Source organism: Streptomyces carpinensis, from assembly GCF_002154505.1.
GTDB classification, from domain to species: domain Bacteria; phylum Actinomycetota; class Actinomycetes; order Streptomycetales; family Streptomycetaceae; genus Streptomyces; species Streptomyces carpinensis.
Genome location: NZ_MUBM01000209.1, coordinates 1 through 10658, shown reverse-complemented (window position 1 = coordinate 10658; position 10658 = coordinate 1). Strand labels below are relative to the sequence as shown.

11 protein-coding genes and 1 pseudogene are annotated in these 10658 nt (G+C 71.3%); 4 read left to right on the top strand and 8 right to left on the bottom strand.

Annotation, left to right across the window (positions count from 1 at the left end):
- Together BZY54_RS27120 and purU are read right to left on the bottom strand one after the other, a co-directional pair.
- Positions 1-342, bottom strand: a 342-nt coding sequence (locus BZY54_RS27120; RefSeq protein WP_279634708.1) for a serine dehydratase beta chain, incomplete at its 3' end; no start/stop codon positions are given.
- Positions 343-501: 159 nt separating this feature from the next.
- Entirely contained in the window at positions 502-1374 is an 873-nt protein-coding gene (purU, locus tag BZY54_RS27115) for a formyltetrahydrofolate deformylase (protein WP_086727954.1), read from the bottom strand.
- 381 nt (positions 1375-1755) lie between these two features.
- On the opposite strand from purU, the gene BZY54_RS27110 reads away from it, so the two are divergent.
- Positions 1756-2889: an aromatic ring-hydroxylating oxygenase subunit alpha gene (locus tag BZY54_RS27110; protein WP_086727953.1), complete on the top strand. Its 1134-nt coding sequence runs from the start codon at positions 1756-1758 to the stop codon at positions 2887-2889.
- A 66-nt stretch (positions 2890-2955) separates the two neighbouring features.
- Here BZY54_RS27110 and BZY54_RS27105 read toward each other — a convergent pair whose 3' ends face one another.
- The 5 genes and pseudogenes from BZY54_RS27105 to BZY54_RS27090 all read right to left on the bottom strand — a co-directional run bounded on the left by BZY54_RS27105 (position 2956) and on the right by BZY54_RS27090 (position 6635).
- The gene (locus tag BZY54_RS27105; protein ID WP_086727952.1) at positions 2956-3861 is read right to left on the bottom strand and encodes a DMT family transporter; all 906 of its coding nucleotides are present in this window, start codon (positions 3859-3861) and stop codon (positions 2956-2958) included.
- Between the two features lie 116 nt (positions 3862-3977).
- Positions 3978-4678: pseudogene (locus BZY54_RS55585) on the bottom strand (SDR family oxidoreductase).
- Between the two features lie 139 nt (positions 4679-4817).
- Entirely contained in the window at positions 4818-4961 is a 144-nt protein-coding gene (locus tag BZY54_RS52360; RefSeq protein WP_208640780.1) for a hypothetical protein, read from the bottom strand.
- Positions 4962-5071: 110 nt separating this feature from the next.
- The gene (locus tag BZY54_RS55580) at positions 5072-5599 is read right to left on the bottom strand and encodes an alpha/beta fold hydrolase (RefSeq protein ID WP_425276320.1); all 528 of its coding nucleotides are present in this window, start codon (positions 5597-5599) and stop codon (positions 5072-5074) included.
- A 322-nt stretch (positions 5600-5921) separates the two neighbouring features.
- Positions 5922-6635, bottom strand: coding sequence for a hypothetical protein (locus BZY54_RS27090; protein ID WP_244217353.1), 714 nt, complete (start codon positions 6633-6635; stop codon positions 5922-5924).
- Positions 6636-7122: 487 nt separating this feature from the next.
- On the opposite strand from BZY54_RS27090, the gene BZY54_RS27085 reads away from it, so the two are divergent.
- A complete protein-coding gene (locus BZY54_RS27085) occupies positions 7123-8058 on the top strand; it encodes an RNA polymerase sigma-70 factor (protein ID WP_086727951.1) in 936 nt (311 codons plus the stop codon).
- A 24-nt stretch (positions 8059-8082) separates the two neighbouring features.
- Here BZY54_RS27085 and BZY54_RS27080 read toward each other — a convergent pair whose 3' ends face one another.
- Positions 8083-8793 (bottom strand): CTP synthase C-terminal region-related (seleno)protein, encoded by a 711-nt coding sequence (locus tag BZY54_RS27080; protein WP_086727950.1) that lies wholly within the window; start codon positions 8791-8793, stop codon positions 8083-8085.
- Positions 8794-8869: 76 nt separating this feature from the next.
- Between BZY54_RS27080 and BZY54_RS27075 the strand changes: the two genes are divergently transcribed.
- On the top strand, positions 8870-9778 hold the full coding sequence (locus BZY54_RS27075; protein WP_086727949.1) for a LysR family transcriptional regulator: 909 nt from the start codon (positions 8870-8872) through the stop codon (positions 9776-9778).
- An 87-nt stretch (positions 9779-9865) separates the two neighbouring features.
- Entirely contained in the window at positions 9866-10387 is a 522-nt protein-coding gene (locus tag BZY54_RS27070; protein WP_425276319.1) for a DinB family protein, read from the top strand.
- Positions 10388-10658: the final 271 nt, after the last annotated feature.

Below are 10658 nucleotides of genomic sequence, written 5' to 3'. Positions count from 1 at the left end.
GAAGGAGAACGCGATCTCGTGGGTGTCGCCGATCTCGGCGCCCAGCAGTCGCAGCCGTCCGGTCGTCGTGATCCGCTGGACGTCGTGGTCGGCGCGGGCGACGTCGACCGTGTGGGGTTCGTTGCCCTCCAGGCCGAGCAGCACCGCCTTCGGCGTGCCGTGGCCGTGGCCGGTGGCACCGAGGGAGCCGTACAACTCGGCACGGACGCCGGTCGTCTGGGCGAGGAGGCCGTCCTGCTTCAGCCTGACGACGAACCTGCGGGCCGCGCGCATCGGGCCCACCGTGTGGGAGCTCGACGGGCCGATGCCGATCGAGAAGAGATCGAAGACGGAGATGGCCATGGACGAGCTCCAGGGTCGGGCGTGCTGCGGGGGGAGACGGATCCGGCGACTCTCGCCTGCCGGGTGCGGGGCGAGGTGCGATCCGAGGCGGCCTGGTCGTCGGCGTCGCCGCCTGCGAGCTCCTCGGTGCCGAGGCCGCCGGATCGCGGTGAGTGAACCTCAGCGGAAGACCACCGTGTGATGGCCGTTGAGCAGGATTCGGTTCTCGCTGTGCCACTGCACGGCCCGTGCCAGTACCCGTGCCTCGACGTCCTGGCCGATGGTGACCAGCTCGTCCGGGTCGTGGGAGTGGTCCACGCGGACGACGTCCTGCTCGATGATGGGCCCCTCGTCCAGGTCGGGGGTGACGTAGTGGGCGGTGGCCCCCACCAGCTTGACCCCCCGTTGGTGGGCCTGGAGGTAGGGGCGGGCTCCCTTGAAACTGGGGAGGAAGGAGTGGTGGATGTTGATGGCCCGGCCGTCCAGGCGCTTGCACAGGTCGTCCGAGAGGATCTGCATGTAGCGCGCGAGGACCACGAGGTCCACCTCGAACCGCTGCACCAGCTCCAGCAGTTCCGCCTCCGCGTCCGCCTTGGTCTGCGGTGTGACGGGGATGTGGTGGAAGGGAATGCCGTGGCTGCGCGCGAGCGGCTCGAAGTCCCGGTGGTTGGAGACGATCGCCGGGATGTCGATGTTCAGGGCGCCGGTGCTCTTGCGGAACAACAGGTCGTTCAGGCAGTGGCCGTACTTGGAGACCATGATCAGAGTGCGCGTGGGGGCGGCCGCTTCGCACAGCTGCCAGCTGATCCGGAACGCCTCGGCCACCGGCGTGAAACCGGCGCGCAGATGCTCCAGCGACGCCTGCGGGTCGGAGACGTCGAAGTGGACGCGCATGAAGAAGCGGCCTTGCAGACGGTCGTCGAACTGCTGGCTCTCCAGGATGTTCCCGGAGTGCTCGACGAGGAAGCCGCTGACCGCGTGGACCAGCCCTGCCTGGTCGGGGCAGGACAGAGTGAGGACGAACTCGCGGCCGGGGTTGGGACGACGGGGCATTGCATCCTCCGTTGGTGCATATGGCGCAACAAGATGAGCAATATGCAACATGGTCCAAGGGGGTGGGGCCGCGCGTCAAGGGTGTCGTCCCGACGGAAGTCCGAGCGCCGGGAATCTTCGACGGTGTTGCTCAATGTGAAACCTCTCGGCGTGATGGGAAACGGACGTCACGGTGCCGACTCTCCGTGCAGCCCACCTCTTGACAGCGCTCCTTCAGGGAGCGACTGTTGCTCATAGCGAGCCCAAGTGCGTTATACGCAACATAAGCAAGTGGCTTCCGACTCGGCCCGGCACCTTCCTGAATCCCGGGGCAGCCGGTCCCCGGTCGGTGGTCCGAAGCCCCCGCCGTGTGCGCGTCCGACATCTTGTGAGGGTGACACGATGACCATCACCAACCTGCCTCCCAGCCTGATCTCCACGCTGTCGGGGGAGTACTACACCGATCCGGGGATCTTCGCTCTGGAGCAGGAGCGTGTTTTCGAGGCCATGTGGTTCTGTGTGGCGCGGGCTTCGGAGTTGGCCGGGCCGGGTCGGTTCCGCACCTGTCAGGTGGGGCGGGAGAGCGTGCTGGTCTGTCGTTCCCGGGATGGTTCGGTCAGGGCGTTCTTGAACGTCTGCCGGCATCGGGGCGCGAAGTTGTGCCTGGAGGAGTCCGGTGAGGTCAAGCGTGCCTTCCAGTGTCCGTATCACGCCTGGACGTACGGTCTGGACGGCAGGTTGGTGGCCGCGCCGAACCTGACGTCGATGCCGGACATCGACCGGAGTGAGTACGGGCTGGTCAACGTCCACGTGCGTGAATGGCTCGGTTATGTGTGGGTGTGCCTGGCCGATGCTCCGCCGTCCTTCGAGGACGAGGTGATGGGTGCGGTCGTCGAGCGGCTGGGTGACACGGAGTCGATCGAGAACTACGGGATCGAGGGTCTGCGGGTGGGCCGGCGGGTCACCTATGACGTGAGGGCCAACTGGAAGCTGATCATCGAGAACTTCATGGAGTGCTATCACTGTGCCACGATCCATCCGGAACTGACCGAGGTGCTCCCGGAGTTCGCCGACGGTTACGCGGCGCAGTACTACGTCGGCCATGGTGCGGAGTTCGGGGAGGAGGTCAAGGGCTTCACGGTGGACGGTGGTGAGGGCCTGGATCGTCTTCCGGGTGTCGGCGAGGAGCAGGATCGTCGTTATTACGCGATCACGGTCAAGCCGCAGGTGTTCGTCAACCTGGTGCCCGACCATGTGATCTTCCACCGGATGTATCCGATGGCGCATGACCGCACGGTGGTGGAGTGTGACTGGCTCTATCTGCCGCATGTCGTGGAGGGCGGCCAGGATGTGGAGCGTTCGGTGGAGTTGTTCCACCGGGTGAACCGGCAGGACTTCGACGCCTGTGAGCGTACTCAGCCGGGGATGACCTCGCGGGCCTACGCCAAGGGCGGTGTCCTCGTTCCCAGCGAGCACCACATCGGCGCCTTCCACACCTGGCTGCAGGACAGGCTCGGCGCGGCGCCCGCCCACTGAGCCGGCCCCACCGTGACACCGACCCGCCCCCTGCCGCCCGGTCGCTGCGGCAGGCGGGCGGGGCGCTCACCGTCGCTCACGTACCGGGCCGCGATGCCGCTCAGGACGGCGGCCCGGCCCGTCATCCGACCCGATGCCCCGGGCGGTGGTGAAGTAGGCGCTGACCAGGATCAGTGCGCACCCGCCGAGTTGCAGCGGTGTGGGATGCTCGTCGAGGACGAGCGCGCTCAGCACCACCGCTCCCACCGGGGTGAGCAGCAGCAGGATCGCCCCGACATGGCTGGCCAGCAGCGGCGAGGCGGTGGCGACCAGCAGCCACCCGACGATCTGGCTGCAGGCCGCCACCGCGAGCAGCCAGCCAAGGGCAGGCCGGCCGGGCGTGGCGTCGAATCCGTACCACAGCAGACCCGCCACGAGGGACACCACCGCCGCGGCCGCGATGACCACGGTGTACACCTGCCGGACGTGCCCACCGTGGCCGCCACGGCGCAGCAGGAACAAGAACCCCGAGTAGCACACCGCCGCCAGCACGGCGTGCACGGTGCCCCAGCGTGGATCGCTGCCGACCGCCCCGCCCCGCTCCAGTACCCCGCCGGCCAGTACCACCCCCACCAGCAGCACCGGGAGCCACCACAGGAAGCGACGGGGCACCGGTTCCCGGTCGACGGCCCATGCCAGCAGCGGCACGATCACCACCTGCACATTGACCAGGACGGTCGACAGCCCGGCCCCCACTTCTCCGATCGCCTGCGTCCACAGCAGCATGTCCCCGGCGAACAGGGCTCCTGCCACCAGCGCCGGACCGTACCGCCGAGCCGGTGCCGGGCCGTCCCGGCGGCGTTCGGCGGCAGCCAGGGCGACCAGTGCGGGCAGGGCCAGCACGCAGCGGTAGAACGACGCGGTGCCGGGGGAGGTGCGCGCCAGGTCGAGCAGGATCGCCGACGCCGACACGCACAGTGCACCGGCCGCCATGCCCCACGCCGGGTACCGCGTCCCCGGCCGGCGGAGAGCAGGGACCGCTTCCTTGAGCGCGATGCCCGGCGTGGGCCGATGGCCGGTGGGCTGATGATCCGTGGGACGGGGCACGGCTACCGCCCGCCGGAGACCGTCACCGCCGTGCCGGTCACGTAGCGGGCAGCCGGCGACATCAGCCGGCCGACGGCCTCGGCCACCTCCTCCGGCCGTCCTACGCGGCCCATCGGCACCCCGCTCTCCGCGAGGCGGTCCACGTCCGGCGGTGCCATCTCGGTGGCGATCAGGCCGGGTGCCACGGCGTCGACCCGGGCGCCCTCCCGCGCGACCTCGTTGGCCAGGCCCCGTGTGAGGCTCTCCACGGCGCCCTTCGTCGCCGCGTGGGGGACCGCGCCCGGGACACCGCCCGTCCGGGTGGCGACCGAGTTGATGTCGACGCTGGCTCCGCCCCGGCCGCCACGCCGGGTGGAGAGCCGGCCGACCGCGGCACGGCAGCACAGCAGCGGCCCGAGCAGTTCACCGCGAGCAGCCGCTCGGGGGTGTGCACCTCCTGCTCGCCCCATGGCCGGGTCGCACCGACTGTCCCGTCGTCGTCGACCAGCCCCGACAGTGCGCCGAGTTCGGCGTCCGCCTCCTCGAACAGCGCTTGGACCTGCCGCTCGTCGGCGACGAGGGAGTCCGCGACCGCGTGCGCGGCCGCCGCGTTGCCGGCGTGGTTCACCGCGACCGCGTGACCCCGCTCGGCGAGTGCGCGGCACACCGCGGCGCCGATGCCGCTGCTGCCGCCGGTGACGATGACGAGTTCTCGATTCACCATGCCGGGTCTGTCCGCCATTTCCCTCGTAGGTCTTGTCGGAACACGGGATCCGTCCCCTGGTCTGCCGCCGACGCGGCCGGTGACCTGGACCTCCCGGAGGCCGCACCACTGACCGGGGCCGGGGATCCGGCACCCGTCTTCAGCGACGGGCGCCGGCCGTGGCCGAGCCCAGGCGCAGAATCCCCTGCGCCGTGGCCTGCGGTGCCTCCCGGGGCGGGAAGTGTCCGACGCCGGGCAGCAGCACACGCTCGTAGTGGTCGGCGAAGAGGCCGTCCTTCCCCATCGGTGGTCCCGGGGAGGTTGTCGCCGTCGCGCTCACCGTGCAGCACCAGGCACGGGACGCGGACAGGGGACGGGTCGGCGAGCCGGTCCTCGATGTCCTGGTAGGCGGGGTCACCGGGTGCCTCGCCCCAGCGATGCAGATAGGCATGGACGCTGATCTCGACCCAGTCGGGGTTGTCCCACGCCGTGGCCGCCTGATCGAACTCCGGCTCGGCGAAGTCCCACCCGGGCGACCAGGATCTCCACAGGCAGCGGGAGAAGCCGCGCCGGTCGCGGTCCAGCGCCCGGCGACCGTGGGCGGTTGCGACGTACCACTCGTACCAGTAGGCATGGGCCAGTGGATACGGCACGGAGATGTCGGCCAGGTTGGTCGCGTATCCCGCCGAGACGCCGATCAGCGCCCGGATCCGCTTCCGGAAACAGAGCGCCGACGACATACCCGGCGCGGGCCCCCCAGTCGTGCCCGGCGACCACGACGTCGTGCAGGTCCAGGGCCTCGACGAAGTCGCTCAGGTCCTGGCCGAGCGCGCCTGCCTGCCCGCTGCGGAGCCGGTCGGCTTCCCGGAACCGGGTGGGTCCGAAACCACGCAGATACGGTCGGTACACCCGGTGACCGGCCTGGTGCAGGTGCGGCAGCACGCCGCCCCAGCAGCGGATGTCGTCCGGCCAGCCGTGCACCGCCACCACCGCCGGCCCGTCTTCCGGGCCGTCGGTTTCGTAGGCGATCCGCAGGGCCGGGGTTTCCGCGTAATCCCGCACGCCCGGACGGGTGATCCGCCGCAGGGCCGCCCAAACGAGCGATTCCGCCGGACCGCGTCCGGGCGATTCCGCAGAACGATGACGATGTCGCCCAGCCACGGCCCGCCGCTCGGCGCGGCGGTGGGGGAGGCGCCGGCTGAGGCCGCCGGCATGCCGTGACGGGCGTCGGCAGACGACGGCCACGGACAGCGCCGCCCGTCGGTCACGCTTGTGCCCGGGCCAGCTCCCGCACCTGGTGATAGCCGTCCTCGTCGTGCCTGACCCGGACCAGGGCGTCGACCAGCCGGACGAACTCGCGGTCGTCGTCCACCAGCGCGCGCAAGGACACGGCGTCCTTGTCGAGATGCAGCCGGTCCGCCGCGTCGAGCACCTTCTTGTCCACGAACGGGCACAGCTCGGTCCACAGCGCCTGCGCCTCGCGGCAGAAGGCGTCGACGACGTCGTCGTCCACGTTCGCGAAGTGCCGCAGCAGGTCCCGCTCGCGTCCCGGGTCGCGCCCGGCGTCCTCACGCAGTCCGCTGAGGTCGCCTCCGTGGTCCTCCTGGAGGTGCAGCGCCGCGTCCGTCATGGCCGTGGTGATCCGCCTGACGTCGCCCTCCGGGTATCCGGCGTCCTTGAGAGCCGCGGCGATCCGGTCGGCTCCCGCCCGGAGCACCTGTCCGGCCGTCGACCATTTACGGTCACGCAGGCCGACGAAGGTGCGCACGGCCGTCTCCGGAGTCACGCGGGCGTCGGTCAGCGCCGCGAGCTGGAACATCTGGAACAGAGCGTGCGGGGACGCCTTCTGGTGGATCTCGGCCTCCTCCGAGAGGCTTTCGCGTCCGTAGCGCTTCAGCAGCGCCCCGACGACATGCCTCTGCTCCGCGTCGTGTGCCGCGTCCGGACCCTTGCCCGTGTCCTTCTTCGCGCCGGTCATGCCTCCTCACCTCCCGACCGCGCCTGTCGGGCCCCGCCGCGTCGGTGAGGCTGCCGCGGTCCTACGCATCCGCTTCCCGGTCCGGCCTGCGCCATGCAGCGCCGAGGCGAAGATCGCCGGATTCCTCCTGCCGTTTCACGCCTACTTCATGTCTACTCATGTCGACAGTTGATCGCAGAGTGGGCTGGGCGGCAGGTGCGGGACACGGTGCCCGTGCCGGGTCCGGCTGACCGGCCCGGCACGGTGAAGAGCAGCGGCCGTCTTCGTCGCCATGTCACAGACGCCAGGGCTGTCTCGTCTCGGGGGTGGGAGTCGTTTCTCGGATCATGAAGGTGATGGTCGTGCAGATGTTCGTGGCAGGCGGGAGCGGGGGCCCGGGGCGGCGGCCGGTGCCGCGACGCGTGACCGGGGGCCACCGGTTGACGGCCGCGCTGTCCGTGCCGCACGCGGAGGCGAAGGCGATGTATCACCTGGAGGGGGACACGGCATGACTCGGACCGAGGAGTTCGAGGAGCTGCGGCCGCTGCTGTTCTCGATCGCCTACCGGATCCTCGGCAGTGTGAGCGAGGCGGAGGACGCGGTCCAGGAGACATGGCTGCGGTTCGACGCGTCCCCGGCACAGCCCACATCCGCCAAGGCCTACCTCTCGGCGGTGGTGACCCGGGTCTCGATCGACGTGCTGCGCTCTGCCCGTGTCCGGCGGGAGGAGTACGTCGGGCCGTGGTTCCCCGAGCCGCTGCTGACCGACCCCTACCAGGATCCGGAGCGTTCGGCGGAGCTGGCCGACTCGCTGTCGATGGCGGCGCTGTTGCTGCTGGAGCGGCTGAGTCCACTGGAGCGGGCGGTCTTCGTGCTGCGGGAGGTGTTCGCCTTCGGCTTCCCGGAGATCGCGTCGGCGGTGGGGCGCTCGGAGGCGGCGTGCCGTCAGCTCGCCGTGCGGGCGCGCCGTCACATGGACGCGGGCCGGCCCCGGTTCGAGGCCGACCGGGCCGAACGCGAGGAACTCGCCGGGCGGTTCTTCGACGCCTTCCGGGAGGGGGACGTCGAGGCGCTGCAGGAGCTCCTCGCCGCCGAGGTCCACATGGTCGGCGACGGCGGCGGCAAGGCTCCGCAGTTGGCCAGGAGCATCGTCGGCGCCGAGAACGTGGCCCGGGTGCTCGCGGCGGTCGTACACCCGCTGGACAGGATCGGCGTCACAGTGGCGCCGCAGCAGGTGAACGGCCGGCCCGGCGCGGTCTTCCGCGACCGGGACGGCAAGGTCCTCAATGCCTGGGCGCTCGACATCCTCGACGGGCGGATCCAGACGATCCGCTCGGTGCTCAACCCCGACAAGCTCGGGCACATGGGCCCGGTCGCGGACCCCTGGGCCGTCAAACGTGAGGTCGTCGAGGCCCGCCGGGCACCGAGGGGCCGTGACAGCTGACCGCGCTCGTGGGCGCGGCCCGGCTCACCGGGTGCGGGCGTGGGCGACGGCGGCCTCGGCCAGGCCGGTGATCAGCGGGTGGGCTCGGGTACCGTCGCCGTCCAGCTCGGGCTGGAAGAGGGTGGCCAGGAAGAAGGGATGGGAGGGCAGTTCGGCGATGCGGACCTCGCCGGACTCGTCGGTGCCGGTGAAGGCCAGCCCGTGTGCGCGCAGGGTGTCCAGGTACCGAGGGTCGGGCGCGTAGTTGCAGTGGTACCGAGCCTGCGCGCGGTCGGCTCCGATCAGGCCGGCGGCCCGGGAGCCGGGGGTGACCCTGACGACGCCCTCGTGGCCGACGAGCGAACAGGCAAGCGGAACGATCACGGTGTCCTCGTCGGCGGCCGCCGCATCGTTCTCGGCGTGGGCGGCACGGTCCAGCCCGCAGACGGTGCGCGCGAACTCCAGCAGGGCGTGCTGGAAACCCCCGCAGGTGCCCAGAAAGGGGATGCCGCCCTCTCGTGCCGCACGGATCGCGGCCAGGACCCCGGCCTCACTGCGGTAGGGGCTGCCCGGCAGGACCCAGACCGCGTCGAAGCCGTCCACGCCCTGAGCGGCGTCCTGAGTGCCGACCCAGTAGGCGTCAAGATCCAGCCCGTCCCGCACGCGTACGGCCTCCAGCAGACCGGGGACACGGGTGTGGGAGCGAACGGCGTCGGAGCGGTCCCCGACCAGGGCAAGACGAGCGGTGTGATTCATGACGCCGATCCTGCCGGTCGCCCCGCATCGCGTCCAACGATGATTCATGGATCTCGCATAAGCGATACTGATGCCCATGGATCCGCATCTGCTGCGCACCTTCGTCGCGGTCCTCGACCATCGGTCCTTCTCCCACGCCGCGGTGGCCCTCGGCTACACCCAGTCGGCCGTCTCCCAGCACATCGCCGCGCTCGAGACGGACCTCGGCACCCGACTCGTGGAACGCCGCCCCGTCGCCCCCACACCGGCAGGGGAGCGGCTGATGGAGCACGCACCGGCCCTGCTGCTGCGGCTGGACGCTGCCCGGGCCGACCTCGCCCGCCTGCGCCAGGGCCACCCCACTCGGCTGGCGCTGGCCTGTTCGCCCGCGGCCCTCGGCCCTGCCGTCGCGCGGGCCCTCGCCCGCCTGCGCGCCGCAACCCCCTCCTTGCTCCTGGAAGTGCGGGTTCTCGGCCGGGAAACGGTGCTCGAGGAGGTCCTCACCGCCCGCGCCGACCTCGGCCTCGTCGACGGCGTCGCCGCCCCCAGCGACCCGCTGCCGCTGCCGGACCTCGGCCCCGCGACCACCCTTGCGACGGCCGAGCAGCCGCTGGCCGTCCTCTTCCCGCGCGGCCACCCCCTGGCGGGGCGCCGTACGGTCCGGCTCACCGACCTGACGCAGGCTCAGTGGATCGACGCCTCCGACACGGCCATCCCCCTCGAGCGGCTGCGCGCCGTCTGCCGTACCGACGGATTCCGCCCGCGGATCCGCCACCGCGGCACCGACCTGCACGGTCTCGCCGCCCTCGCCGCCGCCGGGCTCGGGCTCACCGCCCTTCCGCTGTCGCCGGCCGCCACGCTGCCCGGCCTCACCGCCGTCCCGGTCGACGAACCCCGCCTCGTGCACCGCACTGAGCTCGTCCATGCGGTCCACCCCACCGCCACCGCACGGCAGTTGGCCGGCCTCCTCGTCGACGAGGAGGCCGCGGGCGATGAGGTCGGCTGACGGCGTGGACCCTCACGCGTCGCGGTCGTCGCCACGAAGACCAGAACTCCCTGCAGGGACACAGGGATTCTGGGATTCTGGGTGACCGTGACCGAAGATTTGCGCGGAATCACTCCGGACAGTGAGGTCAGGGCGCTTCTCCGGGTCCTGGAGGGGCAGCGGCGGCACGTTCTCGGCATCCTCGACGGGCTCGACGCGGAGGATCTGCGACGGCCCGTGCTGCCGTCCGGGTGGCACTGCCTGGGGCTGGTCCAGCACCTCGCGCTGGATGTGGAGCGGTTCTGGTTCCGCGCGGTCGTCGCCGGGGACGAGAAGGTCATCCGCGGCCTGACGAGCGGCGACGAAGCTTGGCAGGTGGCCCCGGAAGTGGCGGCCCTCGACGTGCTCGACCGATACCGGCAGGAGGCGGAACTCGCCGACACCGTCATCACCACCACTCCTGCCGGCGCCGCCCTGACCTGGTGGCCCCACGACCTGTTCGGCGAACCGCACCTGCACACCCTGCGCGACGTCCTGCTGCACGTCATCACCGAGACCGCGTGCCACGCCGGCCACCTCGACGCGGCCCGGGAGCTGATCGACGGTCGCCGCTGGCTGGTCCTGACCTGAGAACTCCGGTCCGATGGGACCCGGACGCAGGAGGACGACGCCCCGGTCGCGGCCGCCGTCACCCGCCGGCGAGCCCCTCGACCCGCACCTGTGATCGCGGTCCGTCGACCCAGGACCGACGTCGCCATCGGAGTCCGGTGGATGGCCGGCCGCTACGCCCCAGCACGTGACCGTCGCCTTGGCCGCCCGGCGCCGTCGCGACCCCACCCGGCAGGTTCACGTCCCCCGTGCCCCGGCCGTTCGCGCGGCGGGGGATCGGCCGCCTTCGTGT